This is a genomic window from Variovorax sp. W2I14, from assembly GCF_050435205.1.
Taxonomy (GTDB): Bacteria; Pseudomonadota; Gammaproteobacteria; order Burkholderiales; family Burkholderiaceae_C; genus Variovorax; species Variovorax paradoxus_C.
Window position 1 is genome coordinate 6,400,353 of the sequence record NZ_JBNDJX010000001.1, and the last position, 21,123, is coordinate 6,421,475.

The 21,123-nt window shown below is 68.5% G+C and carries 18 protein-coding genes and 2 pseudogenes; 17 read left to right on the top strand and 3 right to left on the bottom strand.

Features of this window, described 5'->3' with window-relative positions:
• Positions 1 to 308 precede the first annotated feature (308 nt).
• The 4 genes from QF040_RS29890 to QF040_RS29905 all read left to right on the top strand — a co-directional run bounded on the left by QF040_RS29890 (position 309) and on the right by QF040_RS29905 (position 4,577).
• Complete coding sequence (locus QF040_RS29890) at positions 309 to 2,486, top strand: hypothetical protein (RefSeq protein WP_429613973.1); 2,178 nt, start codon at positions 309 to 311, stop codon at positions 2,484 to 2,486.
• 132 nt (positions 2,487 to 2,618) lie between these two features.
• The gene (locus tag QF040_RS29895) at positions 2,619 to 3,179 is read left to right on the top strand and encodes a DUF3455 domain-containing protein (protein WP_307643783.1); all 561 of its coding nucleotides are present in this window, start codon (positions 2,619 to 2,621) and stop codon (positions 3,177 to 3,179) included.
• 142 nt (positions 3,180 to 3,321) lie between these two features.
• Entirely contained in the window at positions 3,322 to 3,846 is a 525-nt protein-coding gene (locus tag QF040_RS29900; RefSeq protein WP_429614714.1) for a sigma-70 family RNA polymerase sigma factor, read from the top strand.
• Positions 3,843 to 4,577, top strand: coding sequence for an anti-sigma factor (locus QF040_RS29905; protein ID WP_429613974.1), 735 nt, complete (start codon positions 3,843 to 3,845; stop codon positions 4,575 to 4,577). The genes QF040_RS29900 and QF040_RS29905 overlap by 4 nt, the downstream gene beginning before the upstream one ends.
• Here the strand turns inward: QF040_RS29905 and QF040_RS29910 are convergent.
• The gene (locus tag QF040_RS29910) at positions 4,564 to 5,763 is read right to left on the bottom strand and encodes an MFS transporter (protein WP_429613975.1); all 1,200 of its coding nucleotides are present in this window, start codon (positions 5,761 to 5,763) and stop codon (positions 4,564 to 4,566) included. The two genes, QF040_RS29905 and QF040_RS29910, sit on opposite strands and share 14 nt — an antisense overlap.
• A gap of 89 nt (positions 5,764 to 5,852) precedes the next feature.
• Between QF040_RS29910 and QF040_RS29915 the strand changes: the two genes are divergently transcribed.
• Positions 5,853 to 6,482 carry a 2-hydroxychromene-2-carboxylate isomerase gene (locus QF040_RS29915; RefSeq protein WP_429613976.1) on the top strand — a complete coding sequence of 210 codons (630 nt, stop codon included), beginning with the start codon at positions 5,853 to 5,855 and terminating at the stop codon, positions 6,480 to 6,482.
• A gap of 31 nt (positions 6,483 to 6,513) precedes the next feature.
• On the opposite strand, the pseudogene QF040_RS29920 reads toward QF040_RS29915, so the two are convergent.
• Positions 6,514 to 7,428 (bottom strand): annotated as a pseudogene (locus QF040_RS29920) (LysR family transcriptional regulator).
• 185 nt (positions 7,429 to 7,613) lie between these two features.
• On the opposite strand from QF040_RS29920, the gene QF040_RS29925 reads away from it, so the two are divergent.
• The 11 genes and pseudogenes from QF040_RS29925 to QF040_RS29975 all read left to right on the top strand — a co-directional run bounded on the left by QF040_RS29925 (position 7,614) and on the right by QF040_RS29975 (position 18,162).
• Positions 7,614 to 8,267, top strand: a complete 654-nt coding sequence (locus tag QF040_RS29925; protein WP_429613977.1) for a hydrolase — start codon at positions 7,614 to 7,616, stop codon at positions 8,265 to 8,267.
• Between the two features lie 30 nt (positions 8,268 to 8,297).
• Positions 8,298 to 8,588, top strand: a complete 291-nt coding sequence (locus tag QF040_RS29930) for a DUF1427 family protein (RefSeq protein ID WP_429613978.1) — start codon at positions 8,298 to 8,300, stop codon at positions 8,586 to 8,588.
• A gap of 80 nt (positions 8,589 to 8,668) precedes the next feature.
• Entirely contained in the window at positions 8,669 to 10,567 is a 1,899-nt protein-coding gene (locus tag QF040_RS29935) for an amidohydrolase (RefSeq protein WP_429614715.1), read from the top strand.
• Positions 10,567 to 10,974, top strand: coding sequence for a DoxX family protein (locus QF040_RS29940; RefSeq protein WP_429613979.1), 408 nt, complete (start codon positions 10,567 to 10,569; stop codon positions 10,972 to 10,974). Before QF040_RS29935 ends, QF040_RS29940 begins: the two co-directional genes overlap by 1 nt.
• Positions 10,967 to 12,547 (top strand): MFS transporter, encoded by a 1,581-nt coding sequence (locus tag QF040_RS29945; protein WP_429613980.1) that lies wholly within the window; start codon positions 10,967 to 10,969, stop codon positions 12,545 to 12,547. The genes QF040_RS29940 and QF040_RS29945 overlap by 8 nt, the downstream gene beginning before the upstream one ends.
• A 54-nt stretch (positions 12,548 to 12,601) precedes the next feature.
• Complete coding sequence (gene dapF, locus QF040_RS29950) at positions 12,602 to 13,486, top strand: diaminopimelate epimerase (protein WP_429613981.1); 885 nt, start codon at positions 12,602 to 12,604, stop codon at positions 13,484 to 13,486.
• Positions 13,483 to 14,178 carry a DUF484 family protein gene (locus QF040_RS29955; protein WP_013539423.1) on the top strand — a complete coding sequence of 232 codons (696 nt, stop codon included), beginning with the start codon at positions 13,483 to 13,485 and terminating at the stop codon, positions 14,176 to 14,178. Before dapF ends, QF040_RS29955 begins: the two co-directional genes overlap by 4 nt.
• A complete protein-coding gene (locus tag QF040_RS29960) occupies positions 14,175 to 14,810 on the top strand; it encodes a YdcF family protein (RefSeq protein ID WP_306880405.1) in 636 nt (211 codons plus the stop codon). Before QF040_RS29955 ends, QF040_RS29960 begins: the two co-directional genes overlap by 4 nt.
• Positions 14,794 to 15,747: a tyrosine recombinase XerC gene (locus QF040_RS29965; RefSeq protein ID WP_429613982.1), complete on the top strand. Its 954-nt coding sequence runs from the start codon at positions 14,794 to 14,796 to the stop codon at positions 15,745 to 15,747. The genes QF040_RS29960 and QF040_RS29965 overlap by 17 nt, the downstream gene beginning before the upstream one ends.
• A gap of 25 nt (positions 15,748 to 15,772) precedes the next feature.
• Positions 15,773 to 16,993 (top strand): class I SAM-dependent rRNA methyltransferase, encoded by a 1,221-nt coding sequence (locus QF040_RS29970; RefSeq protein ID WP_429613983.1) that lies wholly within the window; start codon positions 15,773 to 15,775, stop codon positions 16,991 to 16,993.
• Between the two features lie 97 nt (positions 16,994 to 17,090).
• Positions 17,091 to 18,162: pseudogene (locus QF040_RS29975) on the top strand (CobW family GTP-binding protein).
• Positions 18,163 to 18,243: 81 nt separating this feature from the next.
• Here QF040_RS29975 and QF040_RS29980 read toward each other — a convergent pair.
• The gene (locus tag QF040_RS29980; protein WP_429613984.1) at positions 18,244 to 19,752 is read right to left on the bottom strand and encodes a YdgA family protein; all 1,509 of its coding nucleotides are present in this window, start codon (positions 19,750 to 19,752) and stop codon (positions 18,244 to 18,246) included.
• A 379-nt stretch (positions 19,753 to 20,131) separates the two neighbouring features.
• On the opposite strand from QF040_RS29980, the gene dksA reads away from it, so the two are divergent.
• Complete coding sequence (gene dksA, locus QF040_RS29985) at positions 20,132 to 21,106, top strand: RNA polymerase-binding protein DksA (protein WP_429613985.1); 975 nt, start codon at positions 20,132 to 20,134, stop codon at positions 21,104 to 21,106.
• Positions 21,107 to 21,123: the final 17 nt, after the last annotated feature.

The window sequence follows — 21,123 nt, forward strand, 5'->3', positions numbered from 1 at the left end:
CGCCCATGTCCCCACCGCGTGCGTGTCTCGTGCGAAGAGAGAGCACCGGGTGCTGTCCCCCGCAGCGAAGAAATCATGAGCAGCCCGAAGGGCGGGGGACATTCGCGGAGCAAGGCACCCCGTCGGCGTGGGCGGGCCCTGAGCGACAACACCAACAACAACAGCAAGCACTGACAACAGGGTGCCCCGCACGCAAGCTGGCTGGCTGTCTACCTGTTCTCGGGTATGGCCTTGGCCCCTGCGCAGACCTACCATCGCCGGCGACAAAAGTTCACAAAAGGGTTGCTCAGATGGCACAACAGCATTCGGTGCGAAGCCACCTCCCGGCAAAGCGTGCCATCCGAATCATCGGCACCGCACTGGCAGCCCAGCTCATCGCGGCCTGCGGCGGTGGAGGCGGAGGCGGCGGTGGAAGCGGAAGCAGCGGCTTCCTGCCGATCGTCTCCCCGCCGGTCGTCTCCGCACCTCCGCCGCCTGCCGCCACCAGCTTCACCATCGGCGGCACCGCCAGCGGCGTTGCAGGCACCGTCGTCCTGCGCAACAACGACAAAGACGACCTCAAGCTGACGGCAGATGGCGCTTTTGTCTTCGCCACCGGCGTGACCGCCGGCAACCCCTATGCCGTCACCGTGGCGCAGCAACCCGAGGGCCAGACCTGCGCCGTCAGCGCGGCACAGGGCACCGTCGCCAGCGCGAACGTGAGCGACGTGCGGGTGGTCTGCGCCGCGCAGACCTACGCCATCGGCGGCGCGGTCAGCGGCCTGGCGGCCTCGGGCACGCTGGTGCTGCGCAACAACGGCGCCGACGAGCTGAGCGTGACGGCCAACGGCGGCTTCGGCTTTGCCCAGGCGCTGCCGCACGGCGCGGCCTTCGACGTGACGGTGCGCACCCAGCCGGCCGGGCAGATCTGCACGCTGGCCAACGCGAGCGGCATCGCCACCGCGCCGGTCACGGCCATCGCCGCCACCTGCGTGGCCGACCCCGCGAGCCTGCCGCCCGCCGTGCCCGCGACGCCGTCGGTGGCGTATGCGCCCAAGGCGTTTCTCTTCAGCTGGGCGGCCGTGGCCGATGCCACCTACTACCGGCTCGGCGAAGACCCGGCCGCAAGCGGCACCTTCAGCGTGCTGGCCGACAACCTCGCGGGCACCGGCTACGCGCTGCAGAACCTCGCGCTCACGGCGCCGCCCGCGGCCTACCGCTACGCGCTGCAGGCCTGCAGCGACAAGGGCTGCAGCGCATGGTCGCCTGCGGTGCTGCCGGATGCGACTCAGGCCATCGGCTACTTGAAGCAGCCCACGGCCGTGAACCCCTCGGGCATCGGCACCACCCGAAGCGGCATCGCCTTCACGCCGGACGGCCTCACCATGGCCATCGCCGACGTGCGGGCCGATTCGGTCTACCTGTACGCCAACGACGCGGGAACCTGGCGCTGGGCGCAGACGCTCACCGCGCCCGGCTCCTGGCCCGCGAGCCTGAGCTTCTCGGGCGAGGGCACGCTGCTCGCGGGCAGCTATCAGGCCAACGCCATTCCGGGCGGACAGGTCGAGGTGTACGAGCGCGGCCCGCAGGGGTGGTCGCACGCGCAGACCTGGTCGTCGCCGACGCCCCGGGCCCATGGCGACTTCGGCGCCTCGGTGGGCATCTCGCTGGACGGCACGGTGGCGGTGGTGTCCGAATACGGGCTGGGCGGTGCAGGCAACTTTTATGTGTACCGCAAGGTGTCGGGCCAATGGACCACGGAGCAGCGGGTGGACGCGCCCAGCGGCCAGTCGGGCTCGATCTTCGGCGCGTTCGCCACGATCTCGCGGGACGGCACCACGATCGCGGTCGGTTCGCAGTACGAAAACATCGGCGCCCTGGAGGACGCCGGTGCGGCCTACGTCTTCACCAAGCCGGCCGGCGCTGCCGCCTGGACGCTGAACACGCGCTTCGAATCGCCGACGCCGTTGCCCAACGGCTGGTTCGGCGGGTCGGTGGCGCTGTCGGGCAACGGCGAGGTGGTGCTCGTGGGCGCGGCCCGCGACAACGACGCGGGTTATTCGGTGGCGGGCGCGCTGTACGTATACCGGCGCGTGGGCGCGGGCTACGAGCTGGAGCAGCGAATCTCCGCGCCCGTTCCCCGGCAGGGGGCCCGGTTCGGCGGCAGCGGCACGGCGGTGTCGGCCGACGGATCGCTGATCGCCATTGCCAGCCTGAGCGACGGTGCGGCATCGGCCGGGGTGAACGGCGACATGACACCGGTGGCGGGCACCAGCACGGGCGCGGTCATGCTGTACGGGAAGCCCGGCGCCACCTGGACGCTGAAGACCTTCGTGAAGGCATCGAACCCGGGCAACGGCGACGCCTTCGGCTATGGGGTCGCGCTCTCGGCGGACGGCAAGACGCTTGCGGTGGGCGCGGGCAACGAAGACAGCAATGCGACGGGTATCGGGGGGAATCAGGCGGACAACTCCGCGTCGGATGTGGGGGCGGTTTATTTGTATTGAGGTGGCCGGGGATGGCGCTGAGGCAGGGGGCGAAAAAATATTTCGCATCCCCTGCATCCAAACGTGCATCTGGTGGGTAGTTACTACCAGCAGCGAGGAGCTGCTGACCTTCTACAACCCAGGAGAAATTCCATGCACACCTCCCGTTCGATCGCCGTCCTCGGCGCCATCTCCGCCGCTGCAGCCGTGCTCACCGCCTGCGGCTCGATGTCGATGGCCCCCACGTTCAACCAGTCGAGCCTGCCGCCGACCATCCAGGTGCCCGCCGGCAACAAGGTCGCCATGGAAACCGTCGGCGTGGGCGACATCACCTACGAATGCCGCGACAAGGCCAACACGCCCGGCGCGACCGAGTGGGTGTTCGTCGGCCCCGACGCGAAGCTGAACGACCGCAGCGGCAAGCAGGTCGGCAAGTACTACGGCCCGCCGGCCACCTGGGAGTCGATGGACGGCTCCAAGCTCACGGCCACGCAACTGGCGGTCGCACCCTCGGGCCCGACCAGCCTGCCGTTCCAGCTCGTGAAGGCCAACCCGGCCGTGGGCTCGGGCGCGATGACGGGCGTGACCTACATCCAGCGCGTGGCCCTGCAAGGCGGCGTGGCACCGGCCGCCGTGCCCTGCACGCCCGCCACCAAGGGGCAGAAGCAGGTCGTGAAGTACCAGGCCGACTACATCTTCTACAAGGCGTCCTGACAGGCGCCCCGATGTTTCGGGGGTGAATCTGCCGCGGCGCGGGCGGGCTCCACTACGATGGGCCGCCCACCACCCGCCGCAGACCTTCTTCTTGTCGCCCCCCACATCCACCGCCGCCCCCTTCGACTACGACGCCGCGCTCATGGCCTGCGCCCGCGGCGACCGTACGGCGTTGCAGCAGCTCTACCAGCGCGAGAGCCGCTACCTGATGGGCGTGGCGCTGCGCATCGTGCGCCAGCGCCAGCAGGCCGAAGACGTGCTGCACGATGCCTTCATCAGCATCTGGCAGCGCGCCGAGAGCTTCAACCCCGCGCTCGGCGAAGGCCGGGGCTGGGTCTACAGCGTGGTGCGCCACGCGGCGCTGAACATGGTGCGCAGCGGCGCGCGGCAGGTGAGCCTGGATGAAGACGCGGCCGAAGCGGTCGATGACAGCGCTTCGCTCGCGGCGTATGCGGCGGCGAGCGATCCGTTCGAGCTGCGTGCCGATCTCGGCCGGCTGCACGGCTGCCTCTCGGGGCTGGAGCCGGCGCGGCGCGATTGCATCCTCTATGCGTACGTCGAAGGCTGCTCGCATGGCGAAATCGCCGAGCGGCTGCAGACGCCGCTGGGCACGGTGAAAGCCTGGATCCAGCGCGGCATGCGCGCGCTGCGGGAGTGCATGGGATGAGCAGCGCTGAAGACATCGAGGACAAAGACATCAACGACATCGACGGGCTCGCGGGCGCGTACGTGCTGGGCACGCTCTCGGCCACCGGGCGCGCGGCGGTCGAGGTGCGCATGCGCAGCGAACCGGCGCTGCGCGAAGCGGTGCGCGCGTGGGAGGCGCGGCTGCAGCCGCTCACGGCGCTGGCGGAGCCGGCAGAGCCGTCGCCTTCGCTGTGGGCGCGCATCGAGCGCAGCGTCGATGGGTTGGGCAGGGCGTCGAAGGCGCAGGCTGCGGGCGTCGTCGGCTGGTGGAACAACCTCAAGCTCTGGCGCGGTCTGGCCGCGGGCGGCTTCGCCACGGCGGCGCTGCTGCTGGCGGTGGTGGTCACGCGCGTCGCGGCACCGCCGGCCACGCAGTACATGGTGGTGCTGGTGGCGCCCGAGAACAAGTCGCCGGGCTGGGTGATCCAGGCGAACTCGTCGCGTCAGCTCAGCCTGGTGCCGCTGGGCACGTTCGAGGTGCCGCCGCAGAAGACGCTGCAGTTCTGGACCAAGGCCGACCAGTGGCGCGGGCCGGTGTCGCTGGGGCTCGTCAAGCAGCAGGGCCAGACGCTGCGCATCCCCATCGACAAGCTGCCGCCGCTGGAGCCGAATCAGCTCTTCGAGCTGACGCTGGAGCCGGAGAACGGCTCGCCGCTCGACCGGCCGACGGGGCCGATCCAGTTCATCGGGCGTGCGGTCAAGGTGATGTAGAGGCTGCGGCCGCAGTCGATGCCCGGTGGCTGAGCGCGGCGGCGATGCCGAGGGCGGCCATCAGCAGGCACAGCGCGAGGATCACCCAACCCGTCTGCGCCGTGCCGGCCAGCGCGCCGACCAGCAAACCCGCCACCGGCTGGCTCAGGTTGTTGAGCAGCACGATCACGCCGGTGGTCTTGCCGTAGTCCTTGGCAGGAATGATCTTCTGCCGGTGCACGCGGATGTAGATGCTGAACATCTTGTCGAACCCGGTCACCAGCAGAAAGCCCAGCGCGTAGCCCCAATGGCTGGGGCTCACGGCGGTGAGCACGCCGCCGCCGAAGATCAACAGGAACGACACCACGCCCATCTTGCGCAGCGCGAACGCGCCGCGCGCAATGGCCAGCAGCACGACCACGGTGGCGACTGCCCCCAGCATCTGCAGGCCCGCGTAGTAGTTGGCCGAGCGCTGGTAGAGCCCGGTGACCAGCGCCGCCGAAGACGCGAGCGTGACGCCGATGACGAGGTTGACGCCCGCCGTCACCATGGTGAGCCGCATCAGGCCGGGCAGGCGCAGCACGTGCAGGAGGGCGGTCTGGATGGGGCGCAGAAAGTGCCCCGGCTCGGCATGCGGTTCCCTCAGTTGCACCGGATTGCCGTGCCGCCAGTACGCGGTGGCGGCATCGGCCAGCAGGAACAGCGCCGCCGCCGCGCCGACCACGGCCTGCCAGGGCCAGAGCGCAAACAGCGCGGCCGCCACCAGCGGGCCGAGCACCATGCCGGTCTGCTCGGCCGTTTGCGCGTGGGCCAGCACGCGGTCGAAGCGGTGGCCGTTGGCGGTCATCTGCGGCAGCATCACTTCGCGGGCCATCACGCCCTGCGTGGTGAGCACGCCGCACACGGCAGAGAGGCCCACGAGCCAGCCGATGCCGCCGAGCGCCTCGCTGCCCAGCACGCCGAGCAGGCACACCAGCGCGCGAAAGATCTGGCTGGCGCGCAGGAGCCTGAGCGGCGAGACGCGGTCGCACAGCGCGCCGCAGACGGGGAAAGACAAGAAGCGCGGAAAGGTCTCGGCCGCGAAGGCGTAGCCGGACCACGCCACGCTCTGCGTCACCTGGAACACCACGAGCGGCACCAGGAACAGCAGCATCTGGTCGGCCAGGCGGGAGACGAAGAGCGAGAAGAGGAAGGCGGGGAATTTCATCGTCGCGCTGCCGGCGCAGGCGCCGACCCCGAGGGCGAAAGGGTGAGGGGCGCGGCGTGGGCGGGCATGCGCTGAAGATAATCCCAAACATGATCGCGCTCGACTGCTACTACAGCCTCTCTTCCCCCTGGGCCTACCTCGGCGGCCCGCAGCTTCAGGACATCGTGCGCCGCCACCATGTGCGGCTCACGCTCAAGCCCTACGACTTCCAGGCGGTGGTGCCGCAGACCGGCGGCATTCCACTGAAGACGCGCCCCGAGCCGCGCCGCACCTACCACGCGCTCGAGCTCGCGCGCTGGAGCGAGCACCTCGGCATGCCGATGAACCTGGAACCCGCGCACTACCCGAAGGGCGCGCCGAGCGATCCGAACTGGAACAAGTACCCGGGCTGGATGGTGATCGCCGCGCAGCTCAAGGGGCTCGATGCGCAGCCGCTCTCGCATGCGCTGCTGCGCGCACTGTGGGCCGAGGAGCGCGACACCGCGCAGGCCGATGTGCGCATCGCCGTCGCCAACGAAAACGGCTACGACGGCGCCTCGCTGCAGGCACTGGAGCAGATGGCCGAGACGCTGGCCGTGTACCGCGCGAACAGCGCGGAGGCGGTGGACGCGGGCGTGTTCGGCGCGCCGACGTTCATCCTGAACGGCGAGCGGTTCTGGGGTCAGGACCGGTTGGCGTTTCTCGATCGGGCGCTGGACAAGCTGCGCGCGGCGGGCTGAACGCCCGGCTGCGTCTTCATCGCCCGAACCTTCATCGCACGAACGATCGCGGCAGCAGCGCCGGCACCAGCGTGCGGTTCATCCGCTCGCGCCACCAGCGCAGCGCCTGTCCCTTCGCACCGGTCTTCCATGCGAGCCAGAACACCTCGGGCGCGCGCGGCTCCTCGGTCGGCAGTTCGACCAGCGTGCCGCGTTCGAGCTCGTTGGCGATGCAGGCGCGCGGCAGAAAGCCGTGGCCTAGGCCCGCCACCTGGCAGGCGACCTTCGCTGCCATCGACGGCACGGTGATGCGGGGCTGCCCCGCGAGCAGGCCGACGGTGCGGTCCGACAGCGTGCGCGCGGTGTCGCCCACGACGATGGCGTTGCAGTCGAGCAGGTCGCCGCGCTCCAGCGGACGCCCGAGCCGGGTGAGCGGATGGGTGGGCGCGACGCAGAACGCGAACTCGATGCTGCCCACCGTCGCCGCCTGGTAGCCGCCGCCGGCCGGGCCTTCGCCCGCGGCGATGACGATGTCGGCGCGGCCCTCGCGCAGCGCCTCCCAGCTGCCGGTGAGCGCCTCGCAGCCGACGCGCAATCGCGTGCCGCAGCGCAGGTCTTCGAAGGCGCGGATGTCGCCGATGAGCGCCTCGGTGGGAATGAGCGAGTCGTGCACCAGCCGCAGCTCCTACTCGTAGCCGGTGGCGATCTGGCGCATGCGCGATTCGAGGTCGCTCGCGGCGCCGAGGAGCCAGCGGCCTTCCTTCAGCATTTCGTCGCCGGCGGCGGTGAGGCTCACGCGCGGGCCGTTGCGCTCGAAGAGCAGCATGCCGAGCTGTTCCTCGAGCTTGCCGACCGCGTACGAGATGGTGGAGGGCACCTTGTTCAGGTGGGTGGCGGCGGCGGCAAAGGAGCCGTGGCGCGCAATGGCGTCGACGACCTCGATGGCTTCCAGGCTGAGCTTGAGCACGCGGCGGCTCCTTCAGGTGGGTGGGGAAAAAAGGAATGATCGAAAACTTCGATCATTGGGGCTGAAAAGTTTCGTCGATGGCGGTGGTTTGCAAACCGATGATTGAGTCCATGCCAAGGAGATTCCCTCCGAAAGCAATTGTGAATTCAATCGATTGTCCGTTCAACCACCCAGGAGTCTTTTTCATGTCCATCCAAGCCACCCCCACCGCCGGTTCCAAGCTGCTGACCCCCGCCGACCACACACTGGTGATGATCGACTTCCAGTCGCAGATGGCCTTTGCCACGCACTCGATCGACGCGGTGAACCTGCGCAACAACGCCGCGCTGGTGGCGCAGGCGGCGGCCGGCTTCAAGGTGTCGACCATCCTCACGACGGTGGCCGAAAAGAGCTTCTCGGGCCCGATGTTCAGCGAGATCACCGACGCCTTCCCGGGCCAGAAGATGCTCGACCGCACCTCGATGAACACCTGGGAAGACGCGGCCGTGATCGACCGCGTGAACGAAATCGGCAAGCCGCGCATCGTGCTGGCGGGCCTGTGGACCAGCGTGTGCATCGTCGGCCCGGCGCTCTCGGCGCTCGACCAGGGCTTCGAGGTGTACGTGATCGCCGATACCTGCGGCGACGTTTCCACCGAGGCGCACAACCGCGCGATGGACCGCATGGTGCAGGCCGGCGCGCGGCCGATGACCTCGCTGCAGTACCTGCTGGAGCTGCAGCGCGACTGGGCGCGTGGCGACACGTACGAGCTGACCACCGGCATCGCGAAGAAGGTGGGCGGCGCCTACGGCATCGGCATCAACTACGCGAAAAGCATGTTCGGCGCCCACGAAGGCTGAGCGGACGAAGAACGAAAGAGAGCGCCGGCCATGAAGCCCTATGTCGTTTCCCTCGCACTCGGCCTCTTGGTCGGCGTGATCTACGCGCTCTTCCAGGTGCGCTCGCCGGCGCCGCCGGTGATCGCCCTGGTGGGGCTCCTGGGCATCCTGCTCGGCGAGCAGCTTCCGCCCTTGGTGCGGCAGGTGCTCGACCGGCCGGCCGCCACCTCGTGGCTGCATCACCAGGTCAAGCCGCATGTGTTCGGCGAGCTGCCCAAGTGCGTGCAGCCCGAGGCGGTGAAGACCGCTGCGGGCCGCCCATCGGACCGGAGCGACGCATGAGTTCTTCGGACCCGCAACGCCGCCACTTCCTGGGCGCCCTCGGCGCGCTCGCCGCAACCTCCCTCGCACCTGCATCGACCATGGCCAACACGCTGAACTCCACCCCCGACCTCATCCTGCGCAACGGCCGCTTCACGACGCTGGACCGCGCCAATCCCACGGCCGACGCGGTGGCGATCAAGGACGGCCGCTTCACCCGCGTGGGCCGCGCCGAAGACGTGCTGCCGCTGGCCGGCAGCCACACCCGCGTGATCGACCTGCAGGGCAAGCGCGTGCTGCCGGGGCTCATCGACAACCACCTGCACATCATTCGCGGCGGGCTGAACTACAACATGGAGCTGCGCTGGGACGGCGTGCGCAGCCTGGCCGATGCGATGGGCATGCTCAAGCGCCAGGTGGCGATCACGCCCGCACCGCAGTGGGTGCGCGTGGTGGGCGGCTTCACCGAGCACCAGTTCGCCGAGAAGCGCCTGCCGACCATCGCCGAGCTGAACGCGGTGGCGCCCGATACGCCGGTGTTCATCCTGCATCTGTACGACCGCGCGCTGCTCAACGGCGCCGCGCTGCGCGCCGTGGGCTACACCAAGGACACGCCCGCGCCGCCCGGCGGCGAAATCGTGCGCGACGGCGCCGGCAACCCGACGGGCCTGCTGCTGGCCAAGCCGAACGCGGCCATCCTCTACGCCACGCTGGCCAAGGGACCGAAGCTGCCGTTCGACTACCAGCTCAATTCCACGCGCCACTTCATGCGCGAGCTCAACCGCCTGGGCGTGACCGGCGCCATCGACGCGGGCGGTGGCAACCAGAACTTCCCCGACGACTACGAAGTCATCCGCAAGCTCCACGACGACGGCCAACTCACCATTCGCCTCGCCTACAACCTCTTCACGCAGAAGCCCAAGGCCGAGAAGGAAGACTTCCTCAACTGGACGGCCAGCTCCACCTACAAGCAGGGCGACGACTACTTCCGCCACAACGGCGCGGGCGAGATGCTGGTGTTCTCGGCGGCCGACTTCGAAGACTTCCGCCAGCCGCGCCCCGACATGGCGCCCGAGATGGAAGGCGAGCTCGAAGGCGTGGTGCGCATCCTGGCGCAGAACCGCTGGCCGTGGCGCATGCACGCGACCTACGACGAGACCATCAGCCGTTCGCTCGATGTGTTCGAGAAGGTCAACAAGGACACGCCGCTCGCGGGCCTGAACTGGTTCTTCGACCATGCCGAGACGATTTCCGAGAAGTCGATGGACCGCATCGCCGCGCTCGGCGGCGGCGTGGCGGTGCAGCACCGCATGGCCTACCAGGGCGAGTACTTCGTCGAGCGCTACGGCGCCGGCGCGGCCGAGGCCACGCCGCCGGTCAAGCGCATGCTCGAGCGCGGCATGAAGGTCTCGGCCGGCACCGACGCGACGCGCGTCGCCTCGTACAACCCGTGGGTGTCGCTGTCGTGGCTGGTCACGGGCAAGACGGTGGGCGGCATGCAGCTGTATCCGCAGCGCAACTGCCTGGACCGCGAAGGCGCGCTGCGCATGTGGACCGAGAACGTCACCTGGTTCTCGAACGAAGAGGGCAAGAAGGGCCGCATCGAGGCCGGCCAGCTCGCCGACCTGGTGGTGCCCGACCGCGACTTCTTCGCCTGCGCCGAATCGGAAATCGCCGACACGACCGCGCTGCTCACGATGGTGGGCGGCAAGGTCGTCTACGGCGCCGGCCCGTTCGCCGCGCACGACGAAGGCACGCTGCCGCCGGCCATGCCCGACTGGTCGCCCGCGCGCACTTTCGGTGGTTACGCTGGCTGGGCAGACACGGCCGAGGGCGCGCCGCTGCAGAAGGTGATGCGCAACGCCGCCATGTCGTGCGCCTGCGCCAACGACTGCAACGTGCACGGCCACCAGCACGCGACCGCATGGAGCAGCAAGCTGCCCGTTGCCGACCTCAAGAGCTTCTGGGGCGCGCTCGGCTGCGCCTGCTGGGCGGTGTGATGAAGACGATGCACTGGACCCTGTCGCCCGCCGTGCGCTGGATCGCCTTGCTGCTGCTGTGCGCGGCCTACCTGCAGGGCGGCCTGAACAAGGCGATGGACTTCGACGCCGCCATCGGCGAGATGAACCACTTCGGCCTGTCGCCTGCCGGCCCGCTGGCCGTGGCGGTGATCGTGCTGGAACTGGGCGCCGCGGCGCTCATCCTCATCGGCTTCTGGCGCTGGCTCGGCGCGCTCGCGCTCGGCGGCTTCACACTGATGGCAACCTTCGTCGCGCTGCGTTTCTGGGAAATGCCGGTGGGCCCCGAGCGCTTCATGGCCGCGAACTCTTTCTTCGAACACCTGGGCCTGGTCGGCGGCTTCCTGCTCGTCGCCTGGCTCGATCTCAAGGAGCGCCGGGATGACTGAGCCTCAAAAGTCCGCCGGCGCCTTCGCGCCGCTGCGCCAGCCGGTCTTCGCGGTGCTGTGGGCCGCCACGGTGCTGGGCAACATCGGCAGCTTCATGCGCGACGTGGCCAGCTCGTGGCTCGTCACCGACCTGTCGGCGAGCCCGACGGCGGTGGCGCTGATCCAGACGGCGGCGACGCTGCCGATCTTCCTGCTCGCGATTCCGGCGGGGGTGCTGTCGGACATCCTCGACCGGCGGCGCTTTCTGATCTTCGTGCAGGTGATGCTGGGCGCGGTGAGCGGCACGCTGCTGGTGCTCTCGCACACCGGTTCGCTCACGGTCGAGTACCTGGTCGCGCTGACCTTCGTGGGCGGCATCGGCGCGGCGCTGATGGGGCCGACCTGGCAGTCGATCGTGCCGGAGCTGGTGCCGCGCAGCGAGCTCAAGGGCGCGGTGGCGCTCAACTCGCTGGGCATCAACATCGCGCGCTCCATCGGACCGGCGGCGGGCGGGCTGATCCTTGCGAGCTTCGGCGCGGCGGCCACCTACGGGCTCGACGTGCTGAGCTATGTGTTCGTGATCGCGGCGCTGTTGTGGTGGAAGCGCCCGGCGGCGGTGGACAGCGGGCTGTCGGAAAACTTCTTCGGCGCCTTCCGCGCGGGCATCCGCTACACCCGGGCCAGCAAGGAACTGCATGTGGTGCTGCTGCGCGCGGCGGTGTTCTTTTTGTTTGCGAGTTCGGTTTGGGCGCTGCTGCCGCTGGTGGCGCGCCAGATGCTGGGCGGCACGGCGAGCTTCTACGGCATCCTGCTCGGCGCGGTGGGCGCGGGCGCCATCGGCGGCGCGCTGGTGATGCCGCGGCTGCGCGCCCGGCTCGATGCCGACGGCATGTTGCTGCTGGCCTCGCTGCTGACGGCTGCGGTGATGGGTGGCCTGGTGTTCGCGCCGCCGCAATGGCTCGCGGTGCTGATGCTGCTGGTGCTGGGCCTGGGTTGGATCATTGCGCTGACCACGCTCAACGGGGTGGCGCAGTCGATCCTGCCGAACTGGGTGCGCGGGCGCGGGCTGGCCGTGTATCTCACGGTGTTCAACGGCGCAATGGCGGCCGGCAGCCTGGGCTGGGGCCTGATCGCGCAGCAGATCGGCGTGCCGGCCACGCTCGTGGCGGGCGCGGTGGGCCTGGTGGTGATGGGCCTCGTGTTCCACCGCGTGCGGCTGCCCGCCGGCGAGGCCGACCTGCAGGCCTCGAACCATTGGCCCGAGCCGCTCCTGGCCGAGCCCGTGGCGCACGACCGCGGGCCCGTGATGATCCAGGTCGAATACCGCATCCGCAAGGAAGACCGGCCGGCGTTCATGGATGCGATGAAGCGCCTGTCGCTGGAGCGCCGCCGCGACGGCGCCTACGCCTGGGGCGTGCATGAGCACACGAACGACGCGGAGCGGGTGATGGAGTGGTTCCTCGTGGAATCGTGGGCCGAGCACCTGCGCCAGCACCACCGCGTGTCGCATGCCGATGCCGACCTGCAGGCCGAGGCGCTGCGTTTTCACATCGGGCCGGACAAGCCCGAGGTGCATCACTTCCTGTCGCTGTAGCGGGTTTGGCGCCGCCGGGTCGTCACCGGCGGTGCCGGTGGCGATAATCCCCCGATGCGAATCCGCTTTACCAAGATGCAGGGCGCCGGCAACGATTTCGTCGTGCTGGACGAAACCCGCGGCACGCTGGGCCTCAGTGCCGCGCAGTACCGCTTTTTGGCCGACCGCCATTTCGGCGTCGGCGCCGACCAGATCCTCACCGTGCGGCCATCGCCCGCGGAAGGCATCGACTTCCAGTACGTGATCCACAACGCCGACGGCGGCGAGGTCGAGCAGTGCGGCAACGGCGCGCGCTGCTTCATGCGCTTCGTGAAGGAGCACAAGCTCACCGACAAGACCCAGGTGCGCGTGCAGACGCTGGCCGGCGTGATCGAGCCGCGTATGGGCGACGACGGCCGCGTGACGGTCGACATGGGCGCCCCGATCTTCGAGGCCGCGCGCGTGCCCTTCGACACCGCCGGGCTCGATGCGCAGCCCGATGGCGCGTGGGAAAAGTGGCACCTGGCGCTGGGCACCCGCGCAGGCAGCCCGATCGTGTCGGTCGCGGTGCTCTCGATGGGCAACCCGCACGCGGTGCAGGTGGTCGACAACGTCGACACCGCGCCGGTGGCCGAGCAGGGCCCGCAGATCGAGCACCATCCGCGCTTTCCGCAGCGGGTGAACGCGGGCTTCATGCAGGTGGTCGACCGCTCCCATATCAAGCTGCGCGTGTTCGAGCGCGGCGCCGGCGAAACGCTGGCTTGCGGCACGGGCGCCTGCGCGGCGGTGGTCGCGGGCATCCGGCTCGGGTTGCTGGACCCACGCGTCGACGTGCAGACGCACGGCGGCATCCTCACGATCGAATGGCAGGGCGAGGGCCAGCCGGTGCTCATGACGGGCCCGGCCACGACGGTGTTCGAGGGCGACATCGACGTGCCCGAAATCTCGGAACAGCCATGACCAATTCCACTCACGACAACGACGCCATGAACCCGATCACCGAAGACGACATCGCCAATTACCTGGCGAACACGCCCGACTTCTTCGAGCGCCATGCCCAGTTGCTGGCGCAGGTGCAGCTCACCAGCCCCCACGGCAACCGCGCGGTGAGCCTGCAGGAGAGGCAGGCCGAGATGCTGCGCGAGAAGATCAAGGCGCTGGAGCATCGCCTGATGGACATGGTGCGCCACGGCACCGAGAACGTCGTCATTGCCGACCGGCTGCAGCGCTGGACCAGCGGCTTGCTGACCACGCGCGACCCGCGCAGCCTGCCGTACCGCATCGCGGTCGATCTTCAGTCGCTGTTCCTGGTGCCGCAGACGGCGATCAAGGTGTGGGACTGCAGCAGCGACTACCTCAACGAAGCCTATGCCCAGTGGGTGAGCGACGACGTGAAGGCGCTGGCCACTTCGCTCACTTCGCCGTACTGCGGCCTGAACTCGGGCTTCGAGGCCGCCAACTGGCTGCCGGAGCCGCAGGCTGCGATGTCGATCGCGCTGATTCCGCTGCGCGCCGATGCCGAATCACCGGCCTTCGGTCTGCTGGTGCTGGCGTCGCCCGACGCGCAGCGATTCAATGCCGAGATGGGCACCGATTTTCTCGAGCGCATCGCCGAGCTGGCCTCGGGCGGCCTCTCGCGGCTGCGTCCTTGAACCGGCCGCGCTGGCTGCGCCGGCCGTGGCAGGTCGCGCTGCTCGGCGCGCTGCTGGTTCTGGCGCTGGCCTATGCGGCGATTGCCGCCGTCATCTGGCAGCGCGCCGACGAGCTGCTGGACAACCCGCCGCAAAGGCCCGCCGATGCGGCGCTGATCCTGGGGAGTCGTGCGTACCTGGACGGCAAGCCGAATCCCTGTCTCACGGGCCGCGTCGATACCGGCATCGCGCTCGCGCAGGCCGGGCAGGTGAAGCAACTGGTGTTCACGGGCGGTGTCGACAAGGAAGACGGGCGCATCGAGGCCGACGTGATGCAGCAGCACGCGCAAGGCCTGGGCTTTGCGGGGCCGATGCTGCTGGAGCCCGCGTCCACGTCCACGCGGCTGAATCTTTCGCTCTCGCGCCCGCTGCTGCAGGCGGCCGGGGTGCGCAGCGTGGTGATCGTGTCGGAGCCCTATCACCTGTGGCGCGTCGAGCGGCTGGTGCGCATGAGCGGGTTCGACCAGACCTTCGACGTGCAGTACGCCGCCGCGCCCACCTCGTGCTGGCGCCGCTGGGGCATGCTGTTCAAGGGCGCATTGCGCGAGCCGGCAGCCATCATCAACAATGCCGGCCATGGTTATCTCTTCTGAGCCGACCGCATCCGCTCCGCCGGACTGGATCGCGAAGTACCTGGAGCATGTGCGCGTGGAGCGCCGGCTCGCGGCGCGAACGGTCGAGCTCTACGCCTTCCACCTGCAGGCGCTCAGGGAAAACGCGGCCGAGGCCAACCTGCCGCTGGACCGCGTGCAGACCGCCCACATCCGCCGCTGGATGGCCAAGCTGCACAGCGCCGGTCGCGAGCCGCGCGGCATCGCGCTGGTGCTGTCGTGCTGGCGCAGCTTCTACCGCTGGCTCGGGCATGAAGGGCTGATCGGCTTCAACCCGGTGCAGGACGTGCATGCGCCCAAGGCCGGCCGCCCGCTGCCGAAGGCGCTGGGCGTGGACGACGCGGTGCAACTGGCCGAGCTGCACGACGAAGACGCCGACCCGTGGATCGAAGCGCGCGACCGCGCCATCGTCGAAATACTCTACGGCTGCGGCCTGCGCGTGAGCGAGCTCACGGGGCTCGATGCACAGGCGAGCAACACGGCGCTCGGCTGGATCGATCTCGACGCGAAAGAAGCCAACGTGCTCGGCAAGGGCAGCAAGCGCCGCCTCGTGCCGGTGGGCAGCAAGGCGGCCGAGGCCCTGCAGGAGTGGCTGGACGTGCGCGGCGACCGTTCGGTGCCCGCGCTTTTCGTCAGCGGCAAGGGCGCGCGGATGTCGTCGCAGGCGGTGTGGAAGCTGCTGCGCGAACGCAGCCTGAAGGCCGGCCTTGCCGCGCCCGTGCATCCGCACATGCTGCGGCACTCGTTCGCGAGCCATGTGCTGCAGTCGAGCAGCGACCTGCGCGCGGTGCAGGAGCTGCTGGGGCACGCGAACATCGCGACCACGCAGGTCTATACGCGGCTGGATTTCCAGCATCTGGCAAAGGCCTATGACGCGGCGCATCCGCGCGCGAAGGCCCGGACCGACAAAGATAAATAAGTACGCAAGCAAGCCAGGTAAAAAAATGAAAACCCTTCGCCTCAAACCCGGCAAAGAGCGCTCGATGCAGCGCCGCCATCCGTGGGTCTTCGAATCCGCCATTGCGCGCGGCGGTGCCGACTCGGGCGAGACGGTGCGCGTGGAATCGCACGACGGCGCGTTCCTCGCGTGGGCGGCGTTCAGTCCGATCTCCAAGATCCGCGCGCGGGCCTGGAGCTTTGTCGAAACGCAGCGCATCGACGCGGCGTTTCTCGCGTCGGTGTGCGAGCGCGCCGTGCGCGCGCGCGGCCTCTTCGACCTGCAGAGCGATGGCGTGCGGCTGGTGCACGGCGAAGCCGACGGCTTGCCGGGGCTGATCGTCGACCGTTACGGCGACACCCTGGTCGCGCAGTTCCTCTCGGCCGGTGTCGAGCGCTGGAAAGACGTGCTGACCGATGCGCTACTCAAGGCCACGGGCCTCACGAAGTTCTACGAGCGCTCCGACGCCAGCGGCCGCGAGCGCGAAGGCCTGAAGCCGGTCACGGGCTGGCTGCGCGGGGAGGGCGCCACCGAGATCATCATTCGCGAGCACGACTGGAAACTCTCGCTCGACGTCGCGACCGGCCACAAGACCGGCTTCTACCTCGACCAGCGCGACAGCCGCCAGCGCTTTGCCGAACTCGCGAAGCACCGGCGCTTCAGGCGCGTGCTGAACTGCTTCTGCTACACGGGCGGCTTCACCGTCGCGGCACTCGCAGGGCTCAAGGCCGCGGGTGCGCTCGATGGGGCCGAGCTGGTGTCGGTCGATTCGTCGCAGCCGGCGCTGAACTTCGCGCGCGCCAACATCGCGCTCAACGGCTTCGGCGGTGAGGGTTCGAGCGTGAAGACCGAGTTTCTCGATGCGAACGTGAACACCGTGCTGCGCGAGTTCATCGACCAGGGCCGCACCTTCGACGCGATCGTGCTCGATCCGCCGAAGTTCGCGCCCACGGCGGCGCATGCCGAGCGCGCGGCGCGCGCCTACAAGGACATCAACCGCCTCGCACTCAAGATCCTGGAGCCGGGCGGCGTGCTGCTGACTTTTTCGTGCTCGGGCGGCATCAGCGCCGACCTGTTCCACAAGATCGTGGCGTCGGCCGGGCTGGACGCGAATGTCGACGGTTACATCAGCGAACGCCTGGGTGCGGCACCCGACCATCCAATGACGATCGAATTCCCGGAAGGGGAGTATTTGAAGGGCCTGGTGGTGGTGAGAAAGCCCGCCTGAAAAGGCCGCTTGACCCCTTCGGCAACGCAACTCAGTGGCATTGGCTAAACTGCCCGCCACCCCCGTTTTTTAGTTTTTCCGCTTCGGAGCACCCCTCATGGCCCTCATTCCCGCGACCATCCTCACCGGCTTCCTCGGCTCGGGCAAAACCACGTTGCTCAAGCGCATCCCTGACCGAGGCCCACGGCCAGAAGATCGCGGTCATCGAGAACGAGTTCGGCGAAGAGAACATCGACAGCGACATCCTCGTGACCGAGTCGAAGGAGCAGATCATCCAGATGAGCAACGGCTGCGTCTGCTGCACGATCCGCGAAGACCTGCGCGAGGCGCTGCAACTGCTGGCCGCCAAGAAGCGCCAGGGCCTCTTGGATTTCGACCGCGTGGTGATCGAGACCACCGGCCTCGCGGACCCCGGCCCCGTGGCGCAGACCTTCTTCATGGACGACGAGATTGCCGAGAGCTACCTGCTCGACTCGATCCTTACGCTGGTCGATGCCAAGCACGCGCCGCAGCAACTGAACGACCGCCAGGAAGCACGCCGCCAGGTGGGCTTTGCCGACCAGATCTTCATCAGCAAGAGCGAGCTGGTGTCGGCCGAGGAAACCGAGGCGCTGATCCATCGCTTGAAGCACATGAACCCGCGCGCGCCCCAGCAGAAGGCGCACTTCGGCGATGTGCCGCTGAAGGACATCTTCGACCTGCGCGGCTTCAACCTGAATGCGAAGCTGGACATCGACCCGGACTTCCTGAAGGAAGACGACCACGACCACGATCACGACCACCACGACCATGACCATGACCACGCGCATGGCGAGCATTGCGACCACCCCTCGCACAAGCACGAAGGCCACGGCCACCATCACCACACCGACGACGACGTGAAGAGCTTCGTCTACAAGGCCGACCGCGCCTTCGATCCGGCCAAGCTCGAAGACTTTCTGGGCGCGATCGTCAACATCTACGGCCCGCGCATGCTGCGCTACAAGGGCGTGCTGAACATGAAGGGCACCGAGCGCAAGGTGATCTTCCAGGGCGTGCACCAGTTGATGGGCAGCGACCTGGGCCCGGAGTGGGGCAAGGACGAAAACCGCCAGAGCCGCATGGTGTTCATCGGCATCGAGCTGCCGCGCGAAATTCTCGAGCAGGGGCTCGAGCAGTGCCTGGTGTGACGACGGCCCGCTGCTGATTCATCCAAGGAAAAAGGCGCTGCCCCGCAAGGGACAGCGCCTTTTTCATGGCCTGGCAGTGGCTTACTTGCCCAGTTCGGTCAGCGGCTTGCCATTGACCTTCAGGCTGCCTTCGCTGAACTCGACCTGCCCGGTCACATGTTCGCCGTCGCGCTTGACGAAGCCGCTGGCCTCGCCTTGCTCGACCAGCCCCGCCACCATTTCGGGCGGCGGCGTCTGGCCGCTCTCGGCGCCGGTGGCGGCGATCTGCTCGAGCCATTGCACCGGCAGCCGCGCGTTGGCCTTGAGCACGCCGCGCTTCATCAGGAGGGCCATGCCGGGGGCCTGCAGGTCTTCGTCGGTCACGCCGACCATGCCGGCGGTGTAGCTGAGTTCGCCGCGCTTGCCGCCGATCTCGACCACCATCTTGTCCAGGCCGAATTCGGGGCTGTACTTGGCCATGGCCTTCAGATCCGGGGCGAGTTGGTCGGCCAGCGCCTTCATCGCGGCCTGCGTGGCCTTGCTGCTCTTGCCGCAGCCGGCCAGGGCGGTGGATTGCAGGTAGGCGTCGGCCAGCTTCTTGTAGCCGGCGGCGTGGATGCGGCGGCCGCCGCTGGACATCTCGAACTTGTCGATGCTGGTCTCGCCGATCTTGCCCTGGCCCTTGAGGGTGCCTTCGGAGGCGTAGAGGCCGTCCTTGATCGTGGCTTCGCCGTTCAGGTCGACGTTCTGCAGCAGCACCTTCACGGGCTTGTGCGTGCCGGCCGGCGCGTCGGCATCGGCGCTGCCGCCGAGGCCCTTGGTGGCGGAGAACTCGAAGGCATCCAGGCGCCCCGCGGTCTTGCCGGTGGCCAGGATCCAGCCCGCGCTGCCGTCCATGTCGGCCTTGGCCGTGATCTTGCCCATCTTCATCTGCACGCCCTTGGCCGCGTAGTTGAAGTCCAGGCCCGGCATCGTCATGTCGTAGCGCGCCTTGGTGCGGGCGGCGTTCACTTCGATGTGCGCCTGCGCGCCCTGCCAGGCGAACTCGCCCTTGCCTTCTTCGGCCACCTTGACGGGCGCGACCGCCATGTCGATGGCGTAGCTGCCGTCGAAGTTGACCTTGGTGAATGCCGTCAGCGGCTTGGCCTTGCCGAAGAACTTCTCGGCTTGCGCCTGGCCCTTGATGTCGAGCACCAGCTCGCTGTCGATGGTGGCTGCCGCGAACTTGCCGCCTGCGATCGGGCCGTGGTGGATGGTGTCGCGGATGGTGATGCGCAGGGGCTTGGGCGGCTTGGCGTCCGCTTCGTCGCCGTCTTCTTCCTCCTGCGGCTCCTCGCCTTCCGCGGGCTTGGCGGCAGGTGCCTGCGCCACCGCCGGGGCGGTGGCGGCATCGGCCGCACAGCCGATTTCCAGCGTCACGGTGCTCACGGCGCCGAAGAAGTTGCGCTCGTATTTGCGCTCGGTCACGCGCACCAGCGCGGTCTGCTTGGGCATCTCGTCGAGCGCGGTCTCGTAGATCGAACGGACCTTCGATCCGGTCCACCAGGTGCTCCCTCCGTAGGCGACGACGATGGCCGCGGCCACGGCTCCCAAAACTACTTTCTTGCTCAAGGCTTGCTTTCTTTTATCGAATGATCGGATGGGCCCGCGCCGCCCCGAGGGAGCGGCAGCCCCGCATCACCCCCTCAGGCGACGCGGGCCGATGCTACCGGAGCCAACCGGCATGCAGACACATCGCCCGCGATTTCGAGTTCTCTATACAATCGCGCGCCTGTTCCGGGAGCCACACCCAGTCCTGTTGGACGAGATGTGACTTCCGGCACGGGGCGCCGCGGGTTTCTGCAGGGCTTTCGGGGGTATAACCCCGGGGTTCGCAACCGCGAGCACCCCGACAACGTGGAGCCCGCGCGGCACGAAAGCCGCGAGTGGTTCCCATGGGAGGAGACACCCAGTGAAAGCGCGTTCCAGTTCGTCCAAGGAGCCAGTCACCGTGAAGAAACCCGCCGCCAAGGCCACGCCAGCATCCAAGCCCGCCGCAAAGAAGGCGACGGCTGCGAAGGCTGTACCCGCGGCGAACAAGGTTTCCGCCACCGCGAAGGCGCCTGCAACGAAGGAGAAAAGCGCGTCCAAAAAGCCCGCAGCACCACCGGCCAAGGCCGCCACCGCTGCGACAAAGAAGTCCGTCAAGCCCGCCAAGCCTGCAACAGCAACCAAGACCGCAGGCACGGGTCCATCGTCATCCAAACCCGTCGGCCGCCCTGCTGCCGTTCCTTCTGCTCCCCCGATCCCCATGAAAAAAACGGCTGCCGCCTCCTCTTCCGCCCCGGCGACACCCTCGATGCCCGCTCAAACCGCCACGCCCGCACCCGCCGCGCGTGGGGGCCGTGTGTCCCGGCTGTCGCAACTGACCGTCCCCTCGATGCCGCAATCCGTGGCGTCGACCGCCGCGAAGTCCAGCTTCTCGCAGGCGCCGTCCACCGCGCTGGTGCCGCCGCCGCCGCTGGCCGTCAAGAAAGACCCCAAGCTCGCGAACAACTGGAAGACCAAGTCGGCCGCCGAGCTGACCGATGCCGAAGTCATCGCGATGCCCGACACCGAGTACATGAACGAAAAGCAGATGGCGTTCTTCCGCCTGAAGCTCGAAGAACTCAAGCGCGGCATCCTGGAAAACGCCGGCGAGACCACCGAGCACCTGCGTGAAGACACGGTGGTCGTGCCCGATCCGGCCGACCGCGCCACCATCGAGGAAGAACACGCCCTCGAGCTGCGCACCCGCGACCGCGAGCGCAAGCTGCTCAAGAAGATCGAGCAATCGATCCAGCGCATCGACGGCGGCGACTACGGCTACTGCGACGAGACCGGCGAGCCCATCGGCGTCGGCCGCCTCCTGGCCCGCCCGACCGCCACGCTGTCGCTCGAGGCGCAGCAGCGCCGCGAACTCAAGCAGAAAATGTTCGGGGATTGAACCGGGTCAAGGTAGAT

What these genes read in the sequence shown, in the direction of transcription:
- QF040_RS29895 (WP_307643783.1), top strand. Translation starts at nt 2,619, where the DNA reads ATGCACACCTCCCGTTCGATCGCCGTCCTCGGCGCCATCTCCGCCGCT.
- QF040_RS29900 (WP_429614714.1), top strand. Translation starts at nt 3,322, where the DNA reads ATGGCCTGCGCCCGCGGCGACCGTACGGCGTTGCAGCAGCTCTACCAG.
- QF040_RS29905 (WP_429613974.1), top strand. Translation starts at nt 3,843, where the DNA reads ATGAGCAGCGCTGAAGACATCGAGGACAAAGACATCAACGACATCGAC.
- QF040_RS29910 (WP_429613975.1), bottom strand. Translation starts at nt 5,763, where the DNA reads ATGAAATTCCCCGCCTTCCTCTTCTCGCTCTTCGTCTCCCGCCTGGCC.
- QF040_RS29915 (WP_429613976.1), top strand. Translation starts at nt 5,853, where the DNA reads ATGATCGCGCTCGACTGCTACTACAGCCTCTCTTCCCCCTGGGCCTAC.
- QF040_RS29925 (WP_429613977.1), top strand. Translation starts at nt 7,614, where the DNA reads ATGTCCATCCAAGCCACCCCCACCGCCGGTTCCAAGCTGCTGACCCCC.
- QF040_RS29930 (WP_429613978.1), top strand. Translation starts at nt 8,298, where the DNA reads ATGAAGCCCTATGTCGTTTCCCTCGCACTCGGCCTCTTGGTCGGCGTG.
- QF040_RS29935 (WP_429614715.1), top strand. Translation starts at nt 8,669, where the DNA reads ATGGCCAACACGCTGAACTCCACCCCCGACCTCATCCTGCGCAACGGC.
- QF040_RS29940 (WP_429613979.1), top strand. Translation starts at nt 10,567, where the DNA reads ATGAAGACGATGCACTGGACCCTGTCGCCCGCCGTGCGCTGGATCGCC.
- QF040_RS29945 (WP_429613980.1), top strand. Translation starts at nt 10,967, where the DNA reads ATGACTGAGCCTCAAAAGTCCGCCGGCGCCTTCGCGCCGCTGCGCCAG.
- dapF (WP_429613981.1), top strand. Translation starts at nt 12,602, where the DNA reads ATGCGAATCCGCTTTACCAAGATGCAGGGCGCCGGCAACGATTTCGTC.
- QF040_RS29955 (WP_013539423.1), top strand. Translation starts at nt 13,483, where the DNA reads ATGACCAATTCCACTCACGACAACGACGCCATGAACCCGATCACCGAA.
- QF040_RS29965 (WP_429613982.1), top strand. Translation starts at nt 14,794, where the DNA reads ATGGTTATCTCTTCTGAGCCGACCGCATCCGCTCCGCCGGACTGGATC.
- QF040_RS29970 (WP_429613983.1), top strand. Translation starts at nt 15,773, where the DNA reads ATGAAAACCCTTCGCCTCAAACCCGGCAAAGAGCGCTCGATGCAGCGC.